General features: G+C 57.0%; 22 protein-coding genes. 5 read left to right on the top strand and 17 right to left on the bottom strand.

The genetic code is table 11. The annotated features are described in order from the left end of the window. Window positions 1-36: 36 nt before the first annotated feature. The 8 genes from DFP86_RS14310 to ald all read right to left on the bottom strand — a co-directional run bounded on the left by DFP86_RS14310 (window position 37) and on the right by ald (window position 8783). Complete coding sequence (locus DFP86_RS14310) at window positions 37-1365, bottom strand: HDOD domain-containing protein (RefSeq protein WP_133682417.1); 1329 nt, start codon at window positions 1363-1365, stop codon at window positions 37-39. Then, entirely contained in the window at window positions 1352-2062 is a 711-nt protein-coding gene (locus DFP86_RS14305; RefSeq protein WP_243729408.1) for a class I SAM-dependent methyltransferase, read from the bottom strand. The genes DFP86_RS14310 and DFP86_RS14305 overlap by 14 nt, the downstream gene beginning before the upstream one ends. A gap of 44 nt (window positions 2063-2106) precedes the next feature. Beyond that, window positions 2107-3003 (bottom strand): flagellar motor protein MotB, encoded by an 897-nt coding sequence (gene motB / locus DFP86_RS14300; protein ID WP_133682413.1) that lies wholly within the window; start codon window positions 3001-3003, stop codon window positions 2107-2109. Between the two features lie 15 nt (window positions 3004-3018). Further along, window positions 3019-3879 carry a flagellar motor stator protein MotA gene (motA, locus tag DFP86_RS14295; RefSeq protein WP_133682410.1) on the bottom strand — a complete coding sequence of 287 codons (861 nt, stop codon included), beginning with the start codon at window positions 3877-3879 and terminating at the stop codon, window positions 3019-3021. A gap of 159 nt (window positions 3880-4038) precedes the next feature. Continuing rightward, a complete protein-coding gene (locus tag DFP86_RS14290; RefSeq protein ID WP_133682408.1) occupies window positions 4039-5403 on the bottom strand; it encodes an aspartate aminotransferase family protein in 1365 nt (454 codons plus the stop codon). Window positions 5404-5493: 90 nt separating this feature from the next. Beyond that, window positions 5494-6828: a glutamine synthetase family protein gene (locus tag DFP86_RS14285; RefSeq protein ID WP_133682406.1), complete on the bottom strand. Its 1335-nt coding sequence runs from the start codon at window positions 6826-6828 to the stop codon at window positions 5494-5496. Window positions 6829-6889: 61 nt separating this feature from the next. After that, on the bottom strand, window positions 6890-7645 hold the full coding sequence (locus DFP86_RS14280; protein WP_133682404.1) for a gamma-glutamyl-gamma-aminobutyrate hydrolase family protein: 756 nt from the start codon (window positions 7643-7645) through the stop codon (window positions 6890-6892). 13 nt (window positions 7646-7658) lie between these two features. Further along, the gene (gene ald / locus DFP86_RS14275; RefSeq protein WP_133682402.1) at window positions 7659-8783 is read right to left on the bottom strand and encodes an alanine dehydrogenase; all 1125 of its coding nucleotides are present in this window, start codon (window positions 8781-8783) and stop codon (window positions 7659-7661) included. Window positions 8784-9049: 266 nt separating this feature from the next. Between ald and DFP86_RS14270 the strand changes: the two genes are divergently transcribed. From DFP86_RS14270 to DFP86_RS14250, 5 genes are all read left to right on the top strand, one after another. Then, window positions 9050-9595 carry a cupin domain-containing protein gene (locus tag DFP86_RS14270; RefSeq protein ID WP_133682400.1) on the top strand — a complete coding sequence of 182 codons (546 nt, stop codon included), beginning with the start codon at window positions 9050-9052 and terminating at the stop codon, window positions 9593-9595. Window positions 9596-9639: 44 nt separating this feature from the next. After that, entirely contained in the window at window positions 9640-11130 is a 1491-nt protein-coding gene (locus DFP86_RS14265; RefSeq protein WP_133682398.1) for an aldehyde dehydrogenase, read from the top strand. 210 nt (window positions 11131-11340) lie between these two features. Further along, complete coding sequence (locus tag DFP86_RS14260) at window positions 11341-12213, top strand: AraC family transcriptional regulator (RefSeq protein ID WP_133682396.1); 873 nt, start codon at window positions 11341-11343, stop codon at window positions 12211-12213. A 78-nt stretch (window positions 12214-12291) separates the two neighbouring features. Beyond that, entirely contained in the window at window positions 12292-12819 is a 528-nt protein-coding gene (locus tag DFP86_RS14255) for a NuoB/complex I 20 kDa subunit family protein (RefSeq protein ID WP_208108348.1), read from the top strand. 173 nt (window positions 12820-12992) lie between these two features. Continuing rightward, window positions 12993-13733 (top strand): M48 family metalloprotease, encoded by a 741-nt coding sequence (locus tag DFP86_RS14250; protein ID WP_133682394.1) that lies wholly within the window; start codon window positions 12993-12995, stop codon window positions 13731-13733. 167 nt (window positions 13734-13900) lie between these two features. On the opposite strand, the gene DFP86_RS14245 is transcribed toward DFP86_RS14250, so the two are convergent. The 9 genes from DFP86_RS14245 to DFP86_RS14205 all read right to left on the bottom strand — a co-directional run. After that, the gene (locus tag DFP86_RS14245) at window positions 13901-14392 is read right to left on the bottom strand and encodes an Ivy family c-type lysozyme inhibitor (RefSeq protein ID WP_133682392.1); all 492 of its coding nucleotides are present in this window, start codon (window positions 14390-14392) and stop codon (window positions 13901-13903) included. 20 nt (window positions 14393-14412) lie between these two features. Next, on the bottom strand, window positions 14413-15480 hold the full coding sequence (locus DFP86_RS14240; protein ID WP_133682390.1) for a hypothetical protein: 1068 nt from the start codon (window positions 15478-15480) through the stop codon (window positions 14413-14415). Window positions 15481-15732: 252 nt separating this feature from the next. Then, window positions 15733-15990 carry a hypothetical protein gene (locus tag DFP86_RS14235; protein WP_133682388.1) on the bottom strand — a complete coding sequence of 86 codons (258 nt, stop codon included), beginning with the start codon at window positions 15988-15990 and terminating at the stop codon, window positions 15733-15735. A 314-nt stretch (window positions 15991-16304) separates the two neighbouring features. Further along, window positions 16305-16871 (bottom strand): hypothetical protein, encoded by a 567-nt coding sequence (locus DFP86_RS14230; RefSeq protein ID WP_133682386.1) that lies wholly within the window; start codon window positions 16869-16871, stop codon window positions 16305-16307. A 43-nt stretch (window positions 16872-16914) separates the two neighbouring features. Continuing rightward, entirely contained in the window at window positions 16915-17487 is a 573-nt protein-coding gene (locus tag DFP86_RS14225) for a hypothetical protein (protein ID WP_133682384.1), read from the bottom strand. Next, a complete protein-coding gene (locus DFP86_RS14220) occupies window positions 17453-18094 on the bottom strand; it encodes a hypothetical protein (RefSeq protein ID WP_133682382.1) in 642 nt (213 codons plus the stop codon). Before DFP86_RS14220 ends, DFP86_RS14225 begins: the two co-directional genes overlap by 35 nt. Then, window positions 18054-19892, bottom strand: coding sequence for a LysM peptidoglycan-binding domain-containing protein (locus tag DFP86_RS19755; RefSeq protein ID WP_133682380.1), 1839 nt, complete (start codon window positions 19890-19892; stop codon window positions 18054-18056). The genes DFP86_RS14220 and DFP86_RS19755 overlap by 41 nt, the downstream gene beginning before the upstream one ends. Continuing rightward, window positions 19892-20410, bottom strand: coding sequence for a hypothetical protein (locus DFP86_RS14210; RefSeq protein ID WP_133682378.1), 519 nt, complete (start codon window positions 20408-20410; stop codon window positions 19892-19894). The genes DFP86_RS19755 and DFP86_RS14210 overlap by 1 nt, the downstream gene beginning before the upstream one ends. Then, the coding region (locus DFP86_RS14205) for a DUF2345 domain-containing protein (protein WP_133682376.1) at window positions 20407-21825 on the bottom strand (1419 nt) is incomplete at its 5' end. The genes DFP86_RS14205 and DFP86_RS14210, both read right to left, overlap by 4 nt.

The raw sequence follows: 21825 nt of genomic DNA, 5'->3' as shown, positions 1-21825 counted from the left end.
ATCGGTGAAGCACGCCGGGTGAGCCCGGCGTGAGCCTTAGGTGTGCGCCCCCGTCAGGGACACCACCAGCTCCTTGAAACGTTGATAAATCTCGGCATCGAGCTCGCGCGGCTCGTCAGCGTAATCGACATAGAACACGCCGACCAGTTGGTGGCCGGTGAAGATCGCCATGGCGGCGAACGCATCGCCATCCAGCAAGCTGAAGAACTCGTCCGGATAGCTCTCGGCGATTTTTGCGCGCGCCGCCGGCGGCGCGTGAAAGCTTTGCGGCTTGCTCGACATGAGCGCGAAAAACGTTCCCGGCGCCGTGCCGACGGCATGATTGCGCAACGGGTGCTCCGGCGGCAGGCCGACTTGGTAGCGCAGCTTCAGGCAATGGCCCTCGCTGTCGTAGCGCAAGAACAGCACCCGGCGGAAATGCAGATCCTGAGCCAGATGGCGCACCGTATCGCGCAGCGCCACATCCAGTTCTCCCTCATCGTCGCGCGGCGGGATAGCGTGCATTTCGGCCTGATGGAACGCGCCGGGCAGCATAATGAATTCGCGCAGGGGGTAACTGTACGACATGGCACGCGGGGTGCGGGCGACCTGCAGGCAGGCGTGGGGAATCGCGCTATAGGCCACCGCCGGGCTAACCCCGATCAGGCGCGCCGCCGCTTCGATACCGACCCACCACTGCGGTCGCCAAGCCCCCTGCACCAGCCCATTGGCCGTCCCGACAGCCAGGCGCAACAACTGTTTGCGCCGACTGACGCCACCATCGGTCGATAGAATATTCAACAGCCCCATCGGCAATGGGATCGTCTTGACGAACTGCTCCAGCAGCTTGGGGTAATCAAGGCCGAATACCTCGGCGACCTCCTGCAGCAACGGCCTATCGGCCGTGCGGTTGCTGTAAAGCAAATAGAAACAGGCCGGCAGGTTATAGACCAAGGCGGCGATATAGCAATCCTCCACCTTGTGTTCTCCCGCCAGAGACAGCCAGTCCTTGGCGATGATCGCCGCCACGCGGCCATGCGCCAACCACATGGCGATATCCTCGACCACGCCCGGATGCAGCCGGCCGGCCAGCGGCTCCAGCACCGTCAACGAATTGAAGCGGCTAACGACCGGTTCGAGACCGATCAGCATCATCGCCTGCTCGATCGACGGCATGCTCTCGTTGCGCTGCAAGGCGCGCGAGCCGCCCACCACCCGGATCAGATCGAACAGCAACAAGGGATCGGACAGTGACAGATTGGCCAGGTCGGTAAAATTGATCAGATCGCTATGACGTGCGCACGCCTGGCGCAATTCGGCCATGGTGCCGGGCAAAATCGGCCAGCGGCGTGCGGCAATGGCGTTCAGCCAGCTATTCAGCTCCATGCTCGGCCCGCCAGAACAGCAGCGATTGCTGCAAACGGCCGGACAGCGGCAGACACCGCGCCGGTTGGACGTCGGGAATGGCAAAGGTATTGCTGATCAATACGGCGCCCGGTTTGGCTTGCGATTGAAATTTGTCCCATACCCTTTTCATTGGCGCCGGAGAAAGAAACACATAGATCGCATCGTACTCGCCCCAGTCCCGCCCCCAAAAGTCATCCGACCCCAGCCGCACATTCTCGGGCCGCCCGGCCAAGCGCCAGCGCAAACACGCCAGCCAGTAACTGCCCCAGGCATTCTCCAGCGCGGTCAATTGCAAATCGGGCCGTAAACGAGCCAGCCACAGAGCCAACCGGCCATCGCCGGCGCCGGCCTCCAACAAGCGCGTTCCGGGTGCCAGCGCATCGGCCAGAGCCTGTGCGGCCTCGCGACTCGAACGATACAGCGGCACCTGCGCCTGCCAGGCATTACGGCCGAAGGCCAACGTCGCCAGAAAAGCCGCCAGGAACAGCCAGGGCGGGATCCCCGCCCACCAAGCCAACAGCGCGGCGGGAATGGGCAGCCCATGCAGCCATGCCTTCGCGCCGCGGCTTTGCCAAACCAGTGCCAGCACGACCGCGACCAAGCCTGCACCAATCGCCCACCGGGCCGGATGGGCCGCCGGCGCGACAAAATACCAGGCCAGCACCCCGGCCAGCAACTGAATCGTCAGGGCACGCGCCAGCCGGGCCAGCGCCGCCCCGATCAGGGTTTCGCTCCCGCTGCCGGCGTACCGGGTGCTATCGGGCCGATCGGCTCGTTGTTCAGCGCCGGCTTCACCCCATCGTTGAGAATGGTCTGCTCGGCTTCCTTATTGAGCACCACAATCGTGATACGACGATTTTCGGCGGCGAACACATCGCTGTGAATCAACGGATCGGCATCGGCCAACCCCACCACGCGCAGCACTTTGTCCGCACCTAGGCTACCCGCCACCAATTCCCGGCGCGCGGCATTGGCCCGGTCGGCCGACAGCTCCCAGTTGCTATAGCCGCCGAGTCCGCCGCTATACGGCGTCGAATCGGTATGACCGGAAATGCTCAAGCGGTTAGGCAGTTGGTTGAGATCTTTGGCCAGCGCCTGCAACAAGGCGCTGGTGGCCGGCAATAGCGTCGAGCTGCCGGAGGCGAACATCGGGCGATTCTGGTCGTCGACAATCTGGATGCGCAGGCCTTCCGGCGTCATTTCCAGCTTGAGTTGGTTTTTGTACACCTTCAATTGCACGCTGGCATCGATGGTCTTCTGGATCTTCTGCTGCAGTTGCGTCAGCTGCGCTTTTTCCTTGGCGGGATCGGAAGTCGGGCTCTTCTTGACCTGCCCCGCTTTGCGCGTGAGGTCGGTACCGCCCCCTTTGATCACCGAGGTTGCATCGCCCGCGCCCTGGCCGCCAGACAGCGCCACCTTGAGCGGCGTCTTGAAATACTCGGCAATGCCGTCGAGCGTACCTTGCGATACCGAGCCCAGCAACCACATCAACAAGAAGAACGCCATCATTGCCGTCACGAAGTCGGCATAAGCAATCTTCCAGGCGCCGCCGTGGTGGCCGTGCCCGCCTTTTTTGATGCGTTTGACGATAATGGGCCGTTGCGATTCATCTGCCATGACGGGCCTCGTTACTTAACGGTTCTTGGCCTGCTTGACGTGATCCTCCAACTCCTTGAAGGACGGACGATCATGCGAGGACAGTGCCTTACGGCCGAACTCCACCGCCACTTGCGGCGCATAGCCGTTGAGGCTGGCCAGGATGGTGACTTTGATGGTCTGGAAGACCCGGGTGCCGTCGTTCAGGCGGTGCTCCAGGATCGTGCCCAGCGGGCCGACGAAGCCATAGGAAAGCAAAATCCCGAGGAAGGTCCCCACCAGGGCGTGGGCGATCAGCAAGCCTAACTCGGCGGGCGGGATCCCCACCGATTCCATGGTGTGCACCACCCCCATCACCGCGGCCACGATACCGAAAGCCGGCATGCCGTCGGCAATGGTCTTGACTGCCGCCACCGGGATCTCGCCCTCGTGGTGATGGGTTTCGATTTCCACGTCCATCAAGTTTTCGATTTCGAAGGCATTCAGATTGCCGCCCACCATCAAGCGCAAATAATCGCAAATAAATTCAACCACATGATGGTCTTTGCTGATGGAGGGATATTTTGTGAATACCGGGCTGGATTCTGGATTGTCGACGTCGTTTTCAATCGACATCAAGCCTTCCTTGCGCACCTTGGCAAGGATTTCATAGAGCATGGCAAACAGCTCCATGTAGAAGGCTTTGTTGTAGGGGGAACCCTTGAAGACCTGCGGGAAGACCTTAATCGTCGCTTTCAGCGCCGGGCCGCCGTTGGCCACCACGAAAGACCCGCCGGCCGCGCCAGCGATCATCATCAGCTCGATAGGCTGAAGCAGTGCCGCAAGGTGCCCGCCTGCCAGAACAAAGCCGCCGAGCGTGGATAGGAGGATCACCACATAGCCGATACCGACAAACATGCGTCACTGCCCCATAGATTTAGTAGAGGTCCAGTCATTTTAATGACTGTCTGTTTTTATTTTTAACTAAAATAGCGGATTTGATTATACCAAATCCGCTATTCAAAGCGCAAAGCAGAAATCAGATATAACTACTATACAGTAGACAATGTTAAAGGATTAAAAAAGCACCTCTTTTTCGAAAGTCTCGACACAGCGCGCGGCCACGTCCAACATTTTGTCGATTTCTTCCTTGCTGATCACCAGCGGCGGCGCCGACACGATATGATCGCCGCAGGCACGCATGATCAGATTATTGCGGAAGAAAATATCGCGGCACTTCATCCCCATCTCGCCCCAATCCGGGAACAGCTCGCGCTTGGAACGATCCTTGACCAGCGTGAACGCTTGAATCAGACCCACGCCGCGAATATCGTCCACGTGCGCAAAATTGCCGAAGGTTTCGCGCCAGCGCTTCTGCATATAGGGGCCTGTCTCGTTCTTCACCCGCTCGACGATGCCCTCGTCGCGCAGCGCACGGACATTGGCCTGCGCCACCGCCGCCGCCACCGGATGGCCGGAGTAGGTAAAGCCGTGATTGAAGTCGCCGCCGGCCAACAGCCCCTCGGCCACGCGATCGCCGACGAACACCGCGCCGATCGGCAGATAACCGGACGACAAACCCTTGGCGGTGGTAAAGATATCCGGGCGGAACCCCAGCGTCTGATGACCGAACCACTCGCCGGTACGACCAAAACCGCAGATCACCTCGTCGGCGACCAACAGGACATCGTACTTGCGGCAGATGCGCTCGACTTCCGGCCAGTAGGTGGCGGGCGGAATAATCACCCCGCCGGCCCCCTGAATCGGTTCGCCGACGAAGGCGGCCACCTTATCGGCGCCGATCTCCAGAATTTTCTCTTCCACCCAGCGCGCGGCCTGCAAGCCGAATTCATCCGGCGTCATATCCTTGCCGTGCTTGTACCACCAAGGTTGCTCGACATGCACCACACCCGGGATCGGCAGATCGCCCTGCTCGTGCATATACGTCATGCCGCCCAGGCTGGCACCGCCGATGGTCGAGCCGTGATAGCCGTTCCAACGCCCGATCAGCGTTTTCTTTTGTGGCTTGCCCTGCACATCCCAATAGCGGCGCACCATGCGCATCATGGTATCGACCGACTCCGAACCGGAGTTGGTATAGAACACATGGCTGAAGCCTTGCGGCGCCACTTCGTTGAGCAGCGTGGACAGCTCGACCACGGCCGGATGCGTGGTTTTGAAGAAAGTATTGTAGTAGGCCAGCTCTTCCATCTGCTTCTTGGCGACTTCCGGCAGATCCTTGCGGCCGTAACCGATATTGACGCACCACAGCCCGGCCATGCCGTCGATGATCTTGTTACCCTCCGAGTCCCACAAATAAATGCCGTCCGCATGGGTAATCACCCGTGCGCCCTGCTGGTTGAGCGACTGCATATCGGAAAACGGGTGCAGGTGATGCGCGGCATCCTGCTGGCGCAGGGCTTCGGTATTGTGCTGCTTCATCTCTTTTCTCCTGTTGATTCCCCGGCGCCGGTGCGGGCTTACGCGATCGCACCGAACGCCCTGGGGTAGCGTGCATTTGCCGCGATATTGTTATACGTGCAACAGCAGGAACTTGCGTTCCCACGGGCTGATCACGCGGAAATACTCCGAAAATTCCTTCTCCTTCAGCGCCACGTACATGCGCACGAAACGCGGCCCCAGCACTTCGGCCAGCTCCGGGCATTCGCGCAGTCGAATCAACGCCTCCTCGGAACCATGCGGAAACTGGAACGGCAGCTCGTAGGCGTCGCTCTGGCACGGCTCGGAAGCCGGAATCTTGTTAATCATGCCGAGATAGCCGCAGGCCAGCGTGGCGGCCATGGCGATATACGGATTGGCATCCACCCCCGGCACGCGGTTTTCCACCCGGCGCGCCTGCGGCGACGAATGCGGCACGCGGAATGCCACCGTGCGGTTGTCGTAACCCCACTGCACATTGGTCGGTGCCGCGGTATAACGCGACAGACGCCGGAAAGAGTTCACGAACGGCGCGAACAAGGGCATGGCGTGCGGCAGGTAGGTTTGTAGACCGCCGATGAAATGGAAAAAGTGTTCGCTGGGCGAGCCGTCGGGGTTGGTGAAGATATTCTTGCCGGTGTTGCGGTCGATGATGCTCTGGTGAATGTGCATCGCGCTGCCCGGCTCGTTCTCCATCGGCTTGGCCATGAAGGTGGCGTACATATTGTGACGGAACGCCGCCTCGCGCACCGTGCGCTTGAACAGGAACACCTGATCGGCCAACGCCACGGCATTGCCGTGCAGGAAGTTGATCTCCATTTGCGCCGTGCCGATTTCGTGGATCAGCGTATCGACTTCCAGATTCTGCGCATGGCAGTAGTCGTAAATATCCTCGAACAGCGGGTCGAACTCGTTGACCGCGTCGATCGAATAAGAACGGCGGCCGAACTCCGCGCGACCGGTGCGGCCGATCGGCGGCGCCAACGGGATATCCGGATCCGGGTTGGGCGACAGCAGATAGAACTCCATCTCCGGCGCCACCACCGGTTCCCAATCATGTTGGTCGAACAGCGACAACACGCGCTTGAGCACATTGCGCGGCGACACATCCACCGGCGTGCCATCGGAGCGCGTGCACTCGTAGATCATTTGCGCGGTCGGGTCGGCGGCCCACGGTACGAAACGCAGCGTGCTGGCATCCGGAAACAACACCATATCCGGGTCGGTCACGTCCAAATAGCTATCGTCAGGGTAGTCGCCGGTCACCGTTTGAATCAGCACCGCCTCGGGCAGGCGCATTTCCGGATCGCTGATGAATTTGTCGCGCGGAACGATCTTGCCGCGCGCCACGCCGGTCATGTCCGGCAAAATACATTCGACTTCGGTGATGTGATGCTCTCGCATCCACTCGATGATTTCGTTGTTCATACAGAATCCCTCTCGACTTTCTCTTTTCCGGCCGCTAAAACGGCTCTAGAAAACGCGCTGCTCAGCAGCTGCGTTGCGCACGACGTGCGCGACATGCCTCGCCGAACGCATTAAAAATTGCCATCGACACCGGATTGTCGGCAAAGCGCCACTCCGGATGCCATTGCACAGCCATGGCGAACGCCCGCGCCTCGGGCACGCTAAATGCCTCGACCAAGCCATCGTCGGACAACGCCTCGGCGCGCAAAGCCGGACCCAAACGGCGCACCCCCTGCCCATGCAGCGAATTCACCCGAGCCTCGGACAAGCCGAGCCACTGACGAAACAACCCCTCCTCCGGGAAATGCACGGCGTGCGCCGGCGCATACTTCAGCGCCATATCCTCGACCTCAGGCTCGCGATGATCGCGATAGCCCGGCTGTTCGTGAACATACTGAAACAGCTCGCCGCCGAGAGCGACGTTCATTTCCTGGAAGCCCCGGCAAATACCCAGCACCGGGATACCGCGTTCGATCAGATAGGGAATCAAAGGGAGGGTGGTGGCGTCGCGTGCCGGATCGATGGGATTGTCCGGACGACTGGGCTCGCCATTGTAATGATGCGGTTCGATATTGGAAGGCGACCCTGGCAATAGGACGCCATCGACCAGCTCGAGCAAGGCCTCCCGATGGGAGGCGTCTCCAAGAGAAGGGATCAGGATGGGAACCCCTCCCACGCCGTCCGCCGCGGCGGCGATATATTTATCGCCGACCGCGTGGAACGGCAGCAGGCCGATCATCTTGTTATCGCATGGAATGCCGATAATCGCTTGCTGCATGTACACCTCTTTTTTAGGAAGATGCCTTGATTGCCTCGACCGGCTCAACGTACTGATAGCCAAGATCCTTGGCAACGGCTTCGTAGGTCACCTTGCCACGGCAGATATTCAGACCGTTGCGCAGATGGACATTGTCGAGCAATGCGCCAGCCCAGCCCTTGTTCGCCAATTCGAGCGCGAACGGCAAGGTGGCGTTGGACAGCGCCAGCGTCGAAGTGCGAGCAACACCGCCCGGCATATTGGCCACGCAGTAGTGCACGACGCCATCGACCACGTAGATCGGCTCTTGGTGCGTGGTGGCATGGCTGGTCTCGAAACAACCGCCTTGGTCGATCGCCACGTCCACCAGCACAGCGCCGGCCTGCATCTTCTTCAGCATCGAGCGGGTCACCAGCTTCGGCGCCAAGGCGCCCGGCACCAGCACGGCGCCGACCACCAGATCGGCGGCCTCGCACTGCTCTTCGATATTAGAGGTGTTGGACACCAGGGTCTTGATGCGACCCTCGAACACCATATCGATTTCTTTCAAACGGTTGAGCGACTTATCCAGGATGGTCACATCCGCGCCCATGCCCATGGCCATGCGCGCAGCATTCAAACCGACCACGCCGCCGCCGATCACCACCACCTTGGCCGGTGCCACGCCCGGCACACCGCCCAGCAACACGCCACGGCCGCCCTGCGCCTTTTCCAGCGCATGCGCGCCGGCCTGAATCGCCATCCGGCCAGCCACTTCGGACATCGGGGCCAGCAGCGGCAGGCCGCCGCGTTCGTCGGTCACCGTTTCGTAGGCAACGGCGATCGCGCCAGACTCGATCAGCAGGCGGGTTTGCTCGGGATCGGGAGCCAGGTGCAGATAGGTAAACAGAATCTGGCCCGGACGCAGCATGCGGCATTCCACCGGCTGCGGTTCCTTGACCTTGATAATCATTTCAGCTTGATCGAAGACAGCCTTGGCACTCGGCGCGATGGAAGCGCCAGCGGCAATGTATTGCTCATCGGTAAAACCGATAGCCAGGCCGGCCTGGGTTTCAACCAGCACCTTGTGACCATGGGCGATCATCTCGCGTGCGCCGCTTGGCGTCAGGCCAACGCGGTACTCGTGATTTTTGATCTCCTTAGGAACGCCGATTAACATACTTCTCTCCTGTGATTGATGTCTGGGTTCGGATTGAGATTCAGACAGCCGTTTAAAAAAATTTACATGCAAGTTGCTGTCTGTTACTGATTTTGACTATAAAATTTGCGTATTGCAAAGCACTATCGATTTTGCATCGCAGCAACTCGAGCCGATTGCATCGGTCAGCACATCGCGGTAACGTCTAAAATTATTAACATTAAAATTCATAGCGGGCCAGTGTCGAGCACAGTCGGCACGGCATCGAAACAAGCCGAGGAAACACAATGGATGTAGGCGCACGCCTGAGGATGGTACGAGACCGATACGGCCTATCGCAGCGAGAACTGGCCAAGCGCGCGGGCGTGACCAACGGCACCATATCGCTGATCGAACAAAACCGGGTCAGCCCGTCGATCAGCTCGCTGAAAAAGGTACTGGAAGGACTGCCGATGACGCTGGCCGACTTCTTCACCTTCGATGCCGAGCCGCAAACGCCAAAAGTGTTCTACCAGGCGGAAGAACTACCCAACCTCGGCAACGATCAGATCCGCTTCCTGCTGGTGGGTACCGCGCACGACCATCGCGACATCGCCATCCTGCGCGAACATTACCAGCCCGGCGCCGACACCGGCCCGGACATGCTGGCCCACGAGGGACAAGAAGGCGGCGTCGTCATCAGCGGGCAGATAGAAGTCACCGTCAACGGCGAAAGCCAGATATTGGGGCCGGGCGACGCCTATTATTTCGACAGCCGTCTGCCGCATCGCTTCCGCAATGTCGGCGAAGGCACTTGCGAAGTCGTCAGCGCCAGCTCGCCGCCGACCTTCTAATCCAGAACAAGACACAAAAGCAGCACACACACAAAGGAGATGAGATGAGCCACACCCATGCAGATTGGCAAGCCCGGGCGGCCGCGATCCGAATCGAAGGGCGCGCGTTCATCAACGGTGCCTACCAGGACGCGCACGACGGCAAACGCTTCCCCGCCGTCAATCCGGCCACTGGCCAAACGCTGTGCGAGATCGCCTGGTGCGGCCCCGCCGAAGTCGATAGCGCCGTCGCCAGCGCGCGCATGGCCTTCGACCACGGCGACTGGCCGCGCATGGCGCCGCGCGAACGCGCCCGCATCCTCAAGCGCTTCGCCGCCTTGATACGCCAGAACCTCGAAGAACTGGCACTATTGGAAACCCTCGACGCGGGCAAACCGATCGGCGACACTTTGAGCGTCGACGTACCCGGCGCAGCCTACTGCACCGAATGGTTCGCCGAGTCGATCGACAAGGTCGGCGGCGAACTGGCACCGGTCGACCCGAGCCTGGTCGGCCTGGTCAGCCGCGAGCCCATCGGCGTGGTCGCCGCCATCGTGCCGTGGAACTTCCCGATCCTGATGGCCAGCTGGAAATTCGCCCCGGCGCTGGCAGCCGGCAATGCCGTCCTACTCAAACCCTCGGAAAAATCGCCGCTCACCGCCATCCGCCTCGGCCAACTGGCCCGGGATGCCGGCATTCCCGACGGCATCTTCCAGGTGCTCCCCGGCGCCGGCGACGTCGGCAAACTGCTGGCACTGCATCTCGACGTCGACTGCGTGGCCTTCACCGGCTCCACCGCCGTCGGCAAGCTGATCGCGGGCTATGCCGCGCAGAGCAACCTCAAGCGTGTTTGGCTGGAACTGGGCGGCAAAAGCCCGAACATCGTCCTCAAAGATTGCAAGGACATCGCCGCCGCCGCGCGTGCGGCGGCCGGCGCCATCTTCTACAACATGGGCGAAATGTGCACCGCCGGCTCGCGCGTGCTAGTTCAACGCGACATCCGCGAAGCCTTCCTGGTCGAACTGAAAAAGGCCGCCGCGCGTTACCAGCCAGGTGATCCGCTCGACCCGGCCACCCGCATGGGCGCCATTGTCGACCGCATCCAGTACGACAAGGTGCTGTCCTATATCGACAAGGGGCAAAGCGAAGGCGCCAAGCTGCTAGCCGGCGGCAAATCGGCGGGCATTCACCCGCAAGGGCTGTTCATCGAACCGACCGTTTTCGACTGCGAACGGCCGGATTTGACCATCTGCCGCGAAGAAATCTTCGGGCCGGTGCTGTCGGTGATCACGTTCGACACCGTCGACCAGGCGGTGCACATCGCCAACGACACCGAGTATGGCCTTGCCGCCGCGGTTTGGACCGCCGACCTGACCACCGCCCATCAAGTATCGCGCCGCCTGCGCGCAGGTACCGTCTGGGTCAATTGCTACGACGAAGGCGGCGACATGAACTTCCCGTTCGGCGGCTACAAACAATCCGGCAACGGCCGCGACAAGTCGCTGCATGCACTGGAGAAGTACACCGAACTAAAGAGCACGTTGATCAAGCTTTAATTTAACTGCCAAAAAGCCAATCGCCATCGTTTTATCGATGGCGATTTTTCATTCAGCCAGTGCAATGAACTGGCTAAACTACAATTATACAGTTAAATACACTATATGATGTTTGAGATTCTAAACACCCAAGCGGCCGGCGCCACGCCAAACGTCGCCGGTTTGCTCCCCGCCTAACGTCTCCGGAATACAACACTCGGGAAAACCGCCATGACACGACGACTGATTCCACCACACCCCGCGCTGGGATCGGTCGTGCGCCACTACTATCTACAGGAAGACTGCGGCGGCATCATGCACCTGCCCGCCACCCCCTTCCCCAGCATCGGCTTCATCCTGACCGGCCAAAGCCACACCCTCGTCGACACCTTGCCGCCCATCGCATCGCCACCCTGCTTCGTGACTGGGCCTTTCGATCGCCCGGTCACGCTACAACTCGCGCCAGGCAGCCGATTCGCCACGATCATGCTGCGCCTCGGCCAACTGCCCGTATTGTTCGGCCTGCCAACCCAACTACTTGCCAACCAGGCCTGGCCACTACACGAACTGATCGGCCAACGCACCGAAAACGAACTATTCGAACGGCTGCAAGCGACCGCCACCGCCGGCATAGCGGAAGCACTCGATCGCTGGCTGACGCAACACCTCGCCGCGCGCTCGGCGCACAACACGCCGACACTGCTCCTACCGCCATCGCGGCTATACGACGACAGCCGAGAACTCGCGCGGCATTACGGGCTGGGCGTGCGTCAACTGCAACGCAAAATTCTAAGCAGCTACGGCATGACCTTGCGCGACACGCGCCGCATGGCGCGCTACATCAATATGCTGGCCCTACTGATAGCGCGGCCGGATGCCACCGGCCGGCTGGCATCGCTGGCACAGGATTGCGGCTATTTCGACCAAGCCCATATGACGAAAGACTTTCGCGCCCTGACCGGCCACACGCCAGGCGACTTGGCCCGCCGCATTCACGGCGCCTACACACTGGAAACCAGCGCCGTGCAATACAGCCCCATCGAGCAGCGGCTGGTGCTTCACAACGGCAACGAAGACATCCGACTGAGCGTCGGCCAGCACTAAGCGACCATGTCGCCTCGGTACAAGCCGACCCCAAACCGCGCGGTTAAAGTCATCCTGACGCCACCCAGGATGAACGCCATGTATCCCACTCTCGAACACGACGGCTATCTACTGACCACCGTCGACCGCCTATTCGGCATGAGCCAAAGCAACAGTCTGTGGTACCTCACCTTCGGCCTGGCCTGCTGTGCCGTCGAAATGATGAGCGCCGCCGCCGCGCGTTACGACATGGACCGCTTCGGCATGGTGCCGCGAGCCACGCCGCGTCAAGCCGACCTGATGATCGTCTCCGGCACCCTCACCAACAAGATGGCGCCCGCCATCCGCAAGGTCTACGACCAGATGGCCGAGCCCCGCTACGTACTGTCGATGGGCTCCTGCGCCAATGGCGGCGGCTACTACCACTACAGCTACGCCGTCGTGCGCGGCTGCGACCGTATTGTTCCGGTAGATATCTACGTTCCAGGCTGCCCACCCACCGCCGAAGCACTGCTCTATGGACTGATGCAGCTGCAAGAGAAAGTGCGGCGCAATCAAACCGCCAGCACGCGCGAGATCGTGCGCCCTGGGTATTCAGCCTCTTCTATGTCGCCCCTACCCGAATGAGATATAAACACACCACAAAAATGACAATGAACTTGAAAATAACCACCTAATTTGCAACACTTCCCTCTATTCACGCCCAGCAATCAAAAGCAAACGCTACACAATACATTGTGGATTTTATATAATATATGCGCATGAAAAATGCATAAATGTGAATAAGGACAATAGAACTAATGAAGAAGCACATTTTCACCCTGCCGATGCTGCTCGCCGCATTGGCCGCCGCGCCGAGCCACGCCATCGACCTGAACGGCATGCTGAGCGCCGGCATGAAACTCGTCTCCGCCGGCACCCTCTCCGACGACGACGCCAAGTCGCTGTCGCTGGCCAGCATCAAGCAAGAAGACACCAAGAGCCACATCGCGCCGGCCAGCAGCAAATACAGCAAGCGCCTGGCCAACCTCACCCGCGACATGCGCAACGAAGACGGCCTGCAGCTCAACTACAAGGTCTATCTGACCAAAGACATCAATGCCTTCTGCACGGCGGACGGTTCGGTGCGCGTTTACTCCGGCCTGATGGACATGATGAACGACGACGAACTGCGCTTCGTGCTCGGCCATGAAATCGGCCACGCCAAGCTGGGCCACGTCCGCAAGGCCTTGCAAGTCGCCTACGCCACCTCCGCCGCCCGCGACGCCGCCGCAGCCACCGACACCGCAGCGGCACAACTGTCGCAATCCGCACTTGGCGACCTGGCCGAAGCCGTGGTCAACGCCCAGTTCTCGCAGAAAGAGGAATCCGATGCCGATGCCTACGGCGTGGGCTTCCTGAAAAGACACCAATTCAATCTGCACGCCGCCGTCACCTCGATGGACAAGATCCGCACCATCAGCGACGACCATAGCTGGCTGGCCGACCACCCGGCCTCGAGCGACCGCGTCGCCAATCTAAAGAAGCTGGTCGGCGAATAAGCGCCCTCCCGCTCTCATGAAAAAGGCCAAGCCCACGGGCTTGGCTTTTTTCGTGGTGCAGCACCGCTTACGCCTCTAACAAACCGTCTTTCGGGTAGCGTGCGTTCGCAAAGCAACGCACGACTTCGGCGATATCCAGAACGTGCATTGCCTTCGGCGAATGCACGCTACGGCGCTTTTGAAACACAAAGCGCCAACCGACTGTTTGCCTGGCTGGCTGTCAGTAGCGGCAACACATCGCCGGACGGACTTCCCAGTGGTCGTTGCTTGCCGTGATCGAGCAACAACCCGACCATGCGTTTGCTACGTACGTCGTACAGCGTGATCATTTTGTAATCCGCACATTGATGCGCCTGGCAAAGCTCATGCCGGACGTACACGCCCTGTCCATCGGCAAATACCTCGCCGCTCGTCGACGGACCGGAAGTGATCTTGTCTCGAAAGCGCCGGTCTTTCGATACCAGCGGCGCGACCAGATGCGTGAAGGCCCGATCGAATTGCGCATCATAGGCGACCTGTCCGCTATCGTCGGTATATCCCTGCTCTGCTAACTGATAAAAGAACGCCTGGTAATGCCGGCAATCAGCCGACGCCAATGGCGAAGCCATCACCTGGCATACAGTCAGCCCAGCAAACAGCGTAAGCAGTATTTTTTTCATTGTATTGTTCTTTGGGTTCACTAAAACGCCGACGGCAGCTTAGACAACTCGTGCTGCCCCCGCTCATTGAGAAACGGCAGCAGTTTTTTATACGACACCGTCACCTCTTCCTCGCAAACGCGGTCGGCATGACCCAGCGAAGGAATAAACACCATCCCTTGCCGGGATAAACGCAGGCGATAAAACGAAGCGCTCTGCATATCGTCGCCACACTCGTCTTTTCTCGGCTCGACCGACTGCAAGACCACCTTGGTCAATTCGGGCGATGCCCACATGGCCGACTTGTCGCCCGTCGTTCCCTTGGCATTGAACCAGCGCCAAAGGTTTTCCATTTGGCCAGTTGTCAGATCCCAGGTTTGATAATCAAGATCCTGGTTCGGATGCGCCCCACCGCAGTAACTATCGACGGCTGTGCCGATCACCAACCAGCGCTGTCCCCAGGCCACGACGTTGGCCCAACTGCTGTAATCGCCGCCGAGCGCCTCGCGCTTCCCCTCTGAGAGGCAGGTGAAATAGGACCAGTAATCCCGCTTTAGTTGCCGCGCCAAATTAGCGTTGATGCTGGCGATCTGCGCCGTGGCGCCGGAGAGCCACAAGGAAGCCAAGTCGCGTCCTTTGACCTGGATCTCGGTATAAGCCTTGCCATCGACGACATGCGCCTTACCGCTCATAACTTGAAACTTGGCATCGCGCGGCGCAAAGAAGGCCGGCACTTCGCAAGCGGCATACTGGTCTTGCCCCAGCGCAGCAATCCGCTTCAAGGCAATGGGCAGCTTGCCGGCCTTGCCGGGCGCAGACCATTGCCCACTCAAGCTATCGCCCTGCACGGCGCCAAGCTGCCAGATGCCGCTTGGCTTATCGCGATTACCCTCCTGCCAATGCCCGCTTTGCGGCGTCTCGCTGGTCAAGGGAATGCTGGACTGATATTTGACGTAATAATAAGTAGAGCCGCCCATGGCCGACTCGTCCGCCAAGCACACCATCACCTCCTGCTTGCCGAGCGTGCCATGCCAGATGCCCAGCCAAGGTGGCACCCCGGCCGCGAAGCTGCCTGCCGACCAAATCAGCAAGCCAACAATCAGTAGCATTTTCTTTTTCATTACACACTTTCAGTAACACCCCGACGGGCAGTTTGCTTGCTCACACACAGAGCCCGTAGGAGCGACTTTAGTCGCGAACAGCGCCGTGGGTTGCGGGCATATCGCGGCTTAAGCCGCTCCTACAGTCGCCCATTGCCTTCGCGGGAGCGTGTTCTTAAACGCATATTTCGGATCGCTATGGAGAATCGATGTAATTGCACCCGGCCAGGGGGCCTAGCCCCCCGCCTCCGGAAAAGGCCGTTAATCGGCCGTTAGAACCAGACAACCCGCGAGGCTACGCGCCTGTGCGGCCTTAGGCAGATACAGCCATGAAGTGTTGCCATCGATCGGCTCGAACGCCCATGGCAAGCGGCTATCGACGATCAAACGGCACTCGTCAGAATTTGGACGACTCCGCCGCGGCAAGCACAACACGGAAATCAGGGAAAGTAACTGCTGTTGGCGGGAATCCGGGTTTGGAAAAGAAACGAGGGTTGCATTACCATCTTGAGTAGCCATTCTGACTTGTCCTGTAAGTTGGTTTGGTTAGCGGGTTCGGTGGTGCTCGCAACACCCCGGGCCCGCGCCTCTTTAGCGGCAGATACCGCACCCGCTACCTTAGCCAGCAAGACACAAACTGACAACCAAGCGTGACCGTCAGAAAAGGCTGAAAATTGCACCCCCGTCATACCGATCCCGACGTGGCAATGACACAGCTGTAACTTGGCCATCCATTCTCTTGCAGCGAGACCACCGAGCTACCCTCGCAGCTTTTCCACGAAGGATGGGTTGTTGCCGTCGCGGAGGCCTTTGTAGAATCAGAGAGGGCGCCCTTACAGGCACTTTGGCTGAACCAGCCGCTTGGCCCGGCGCCCGTTGCGGTCGGTATAGTTGAGTGACAGGCCGCCATCCGCTTGAAAGCGTGCCTCGATGCCGGCGAATACCACCACCGAACCGGTATCGAACGCGTATTTCGGATCGTTATAACGAACCTGCCAAAAACGTGGCCCTTTGGGGCCGTACATCGGCACCACTTCCAGCCCTTCCTGCGTAGGCCGCAATGCGCACAAGCGCTTGGTGTCGACTGCCATCACATCGCCAATCGGTCGCGATACACCACGATGCCTGTCGTAAAAGAAGTGTGCAGTACAAGGGCTGCCGCAGGAGAAATGCACATCGGCCAGATCGTTGTTCAGCCACTGCACGGCGATGTCTTGCGTGTGAGCCTCATCGACGATCATGGTCTTGCCGCTGGTACCGGCAACCCAGGCAGAGCACCCTTGTTCGCCGCAAGAATGCTCAATGACAGTGGATTGATCCGGTGAGGCGTGGTGTGCCACTTCATCGGCGGCTAGTACGGCGGCACTGAAAAAACAAAGGCAAAACAAAAACTTTTTCACGCTAACTCCTAAAATACGACAGGGCAACATTCGAGCAGCAGCATCAATTGCCGGAATTCACATCGACTTGGTAAATCGTGGCATTTTTCACAAAATACTTACTCAAATCGAGCGAAATTTGGATACCACCTTTTTTGTTGATAGTCCAGGCAGCCGATTGATAATCTTTGCCATCATCATGCGTGTAATCTTTGCCATTTACAGCGACTGCATATTTCAGCAAGGCATCGTAATCAGCGATTGCCGTCACAATTCCAAACCGATCAACCATGGGTTTCTTCCCGGTATAGTCGAAGTGGAACGCGACTTTCACCGTGCCACCATCCAGCGTGCAAGTAAACACCTTCTCGTAGGTCGAAACTTGCAGGCCTTTCAAGCTAGCGGACCCAATCTCTTTACATTTTTTGCTGGTCTCTTCGACCAACTTCATGCCATTTGCGCCCAGTACATTGCTTTGTTTGGCTGCCAATTGAAAAAGTGAGTCTTTGACTGTAAGCATGTCCTGGCCATAGGCCATACCACATGCACTGGCGACGGAAAACGCCGTCACAAGTTCCATTTTTATACAAAATGGAAAATTTTTAATTAATTTCCCAACCCTTTTTTCCTGAAACATAAGGCATGACATTAAACATCGTAAAGTTTCTACGCTGGCAAACACCAAGATCATCTGTTGTTTTTTCCCAGAGGCCGTTATTCATCTCAAACGCATCACACTTTGAAACAAAGATGTTCCCTGCTGAGGTGGCATGCCCAGAAACTTTCGCCTTGATTGTGTCCGGAGATTTTTTCGGCTTGGACTTCGGTTCAGCCCCAATTTTTATAGGCGAAGTATAGTAATTGGTCACAACATATTCTATAGAAAAATCACCTGAGCAGCTTAATTTAACTACTGCTGGCAGGTAAACGTTCAATGATTCATATTTTTCATCAATTGCATTTGATATTGTTCTAAAAACAGAAAATTTGCCGTTTTTACCAACAAATGCATACGAAAAATTCGCCGTAGTTCCCCAGTATTTCTGTTGAATTCCTTTGCTATTTATTTGCGAAATGACCCGCTCCAAGCGTCCACCATCTTGCAAAGAGTCTGAGTCATCATCTGCAACAAAAACGCCATCACCCAACATCGTGCACGCAGAAGCAGTTGCAGATGCAAACAAAAAAACAGCCATAAGTATACTACGGCTGTGGAATTTCCAAATGGTACGCAGGTTCTCCACCTTTCATCCCCGGTGTAATAAATTTTGAAATTTTACCACTGGTATGCAATTTTTTTATTTCCGCCTCAAATGCCTTCCTCTTTGAAGATCTCATTCGTTTATGCGATATATCTATTACATTTAATTTTTTATAAAAATCTTCAGTTACACAATGTTTTGAAACACGATGACCATTTGTCAAAAGCTCTTCAATCTTCTCTTTCATTGCAGATATTATCTGTCTTTTCTCTGTATTTTCTTTTTTTAACTTGGCATAACAACCCACAACCTCCCTGCCTGGCTGTGCGTATAATTTTAACTGGGAATCAACACCATAGCTTTCAATATTATCATACATGGTCTTTGCTTGTCGCTCGGTTGTTCTAATCCCACTTGTTATTATTGCCTCATCCAATCCAATGGTTTTCATGATCGTTTTTATCATGTCTTTGGTGTAAGAAGACACAAGCTCTGGCTTTGCAACATCCAGTGAAAAATCAAGCTTCACCACTGCGTCGCTCGCTTTGACGGCCGTATCCTTTACACTTTTTTCATCTTTTTTTGTTTTATGCTTTGCCATTTTATTATTCTGGGTGGCAGGCACTGTTTTCGCAGGGGCCGCTTTAATAGAGATTGTATCATTCGCATGCGTTTTGCTATTTCGCGGCAATACTACATGGCTTTTAAAATATTCAACAATATCAAGCATCGCCCCGTCGACAAGCCCCATCTTCGCCAGAGCACCAGAAAGCATCGAAACATCAGGACTTCTTGACGTATAATTTATCTTCGGCAACTCAAGTGTCGCACCTTCCGGTAGCTTATTGCGATCCTTGATGGCATTGATTTTTGCCAGTTCATCCACAGTTGTATTATTTTGTTTAGCGATTTTAGAGAGCGTTTCCCCTCTTTTTACCACATGGACTTCTCGTTTGCCGACCTGGTCTTCGCCAAGAAAAAAATTCAAAGCTGAATTGTTTATAATAGCAAAAACCACTTCTCCCACACCCTTCAAGTCGATTGGGGCTGTTTTTCCTGCTCCATCAGTGACACCTTTACTCCATTTCACTTGGCTACCTGAGCTAGCTCGCGCAGGATCCGCTTTACTAGCACCAACTTCTTGCCCCACCAGATACGCCTGGTTTGATACTGGATCACCTTTACTGTCTTTGAGCGAAAACGAAACCTTCTTCTCTTTTTTTAACGCCGACTCAACACAATCAAGAAACGGAATAATTTTTTCATTAGAAATCTTGTATGCATCTAGCGAAGTTGCAGTTGTTTTATCTACTTTTTTATTCCAACCTTCATGGTGAAATATATATATGTATTTTTCATACGAAGTGACATCCACCAATTTTGCTTTAGATTTACACTTCATATAAGCAAGCACTGCAGAATACGCCCCCTTCTCTGCATCAAAACGATCCTTTGGCAGGAGGATATCTAGCTCAAAACCAAGCCACTGCTTTGACATTCCCTTTGCATCTTTTGCCGTACCATTTGTGAATTGGGCCAATCCAGCAGCGGACGTAGTGCCTGCAGCAGCATCTGGATTAAACCCGGACTCCACCTTTACCATTAGCAAAACGAAAGCAGTCTCTCTGAAGGACAGTCCATATCTAACACAAACCTCGACGATCTTATCGACCACCTTGGATTGAGTATCAGCAGAGGCGTCCCCACCAACACGAGAATTTCCTGCCAGTTCGCCTGCCGATTTTTCGATGGGCAGTTTCACCAACGAATAAGGCTTAATAGAGCTTTCCCTATATTCCTTCTGCTTTTTGCAGTACAGCAGCGAATACAAATCACTCATTATCTTTTATCAACTCCAATATTTACATCAACACTTTTCGGCGAAACTGTTACCGACATTGTGCGCTGATATAAAGCATTCGCCCCCCCCTCATTCACCTTCTCGTTATCGCCCTGATAATACTCATGCAATTCATTAAACGGGCTGGCATTTGAGCTTCCATAATAAAATACATGCAAGTATTGCTTTCTGTTATCTTGCACACATTCTAGCGCACGAGGAAATAACGTAGAATAAGTGCCTGCTTTATTATATTTTCCAACTTCACGAGCAGATAGCGCAGGAATAGAAATACTTTTTAAGATCTTGCCATCCTTCAAAAACCGCATTCCGAACGGCATTTTGCAATCACCAGGTTGAAACCCATCTTCTGAATGCTTGCATGTGGCGATCACTGCTACAGTCATGCGCCCGCATGAAAAATCAGTCACATATTCTTTATAGACATCTTGCGCAAAAGCTACATTTGCAATGTTAAACACGGCTATCGCCAATAGTGTCTTTTCAAAAAATTTCATTCCCATATATCCTCGGCGTCTGGATGAAGCAAATTTTGCCCAACCTCATCCCAATCATTCTTAAATATCGGGGTCAATTTAATTTCCTTTTCCCCGTCAGTATATGCAGGAAGGCTTAAGCCATCCGCATCAGTCTTCCCGATCACTTTGTGGCTGCCATCGATTTTCATCATGTATGGATGCCCGGCCAATGAATTCCCATTCTGGTCATGAATTCTGAATTGGCCCGCATAGTCTGACTTAAATTGGGGCATGGGGAGATGCATCTGTGCAGGCCCCGCCAGCGCATGATTCGCCCCCTTGATGCTGACGTCGCCCGGGCAATGCACCTCGATGTCGCCGCCCTTTAGGCGGATGTAGCCGCCACCGCTGGTCAGCAGAATCTCTTTGTCGGCATGTAGCGTCACCTTGCCCTTGGTGGAGGTGATCTGCAGTATCTGCGCCGAGGTGAGCTCCATCTCGCCGCTTTGCGCCTGTACCTGCACTTTGCCCTTGGATGCGATCAGTTTCAGGCTAACGGCGTCTTTCACCCCGGCAACGAACAGACTGAGGTGTTGACCGACGTTGGCAAGCCAGCGGCGGCCGGCGGTGTGGTTGAGATCGCGTTGGGCTACCAGGTCCAGGTTGGTACCGGCAGCGAGGGTTTGGCTTTGCTCGGTCAGGCTGGCGATGCCGGCCGGGGCGCTCATGACCAGCAGTGGCTGTTGACCGGCGCCTTGCGTATTGGCGCCGGTGTTGGTGCCGGCCTCCCAGGCTTTCAGCGCTTCGCTCAGGTGCTGCTGATGGCCCTGATCGGTTTTGCTGCCCGGGCTGTTGTCCGGGTTGATCTGCTGCGGGCCGGTTTCCATGGTGTCGGCCAATTGCGCGGTGGCGACTTCGCCCAGGCTTTGGCTCAAGGCGAGTGCGGCGTCGAGTTGGCTTTGCGCGTGAGTGCGTGCCAGTTGATTGCCGGCAGCGCCTTGTTGCGCTTCGGTGGAAAGTAGCAGGCCGTGCGCGGCGCGGACAGCGCCGTGCTGGTCGGTTCTGAGTTCGAAGCCTTCGCCGCGCGCTTCGGCTTTGCCGTCCGCTCTAGGGTGCGTGAGGAAGCCCTGGTTGAGCTGCGTGGCGCCGTGCGTACTCGCCAGCCGGGTGCGGACTTGGTTCGGCGTGTCGTCGAACAGCAGTTCGTTATGGCCCTGACCCTGATGTTCTTTGGATTTGATGCCGGACAGCGTCTTGTTGCCCGGCAGGTTGCCGGCGGCGGAGAAGGCCGGCGGGTTATGACTGCCGTTGTACAGCACCCCGGTCACCACCGGGCGGTCGATGTCGCCTTCGATGAAGTCGATCAGCACTTCCTGGCCGATACGCGGGATGAACTGGTGGCCCCAGGCGGCGCCGGCACTGGGCATGGCGACGCGCACCCAGCAGCTGGAGCG

Origin of the sequence: Paludibacterium purpuratum, assembly GCF_004363805.1 — a bacterium.
GTDB classification, from domain to species: Bacteria; Pseudomonadota; Gammaproteobacteria; order Burkholderiales; family Chromobacteriaceae; genus Paludibacterium; species Paludibacterium purpuratum.
The sequence above is the reverse complement of the archived record's forward strand: the minus strand, read 5'-3'. Positions and strand labels throughout refer to the sequence as shown.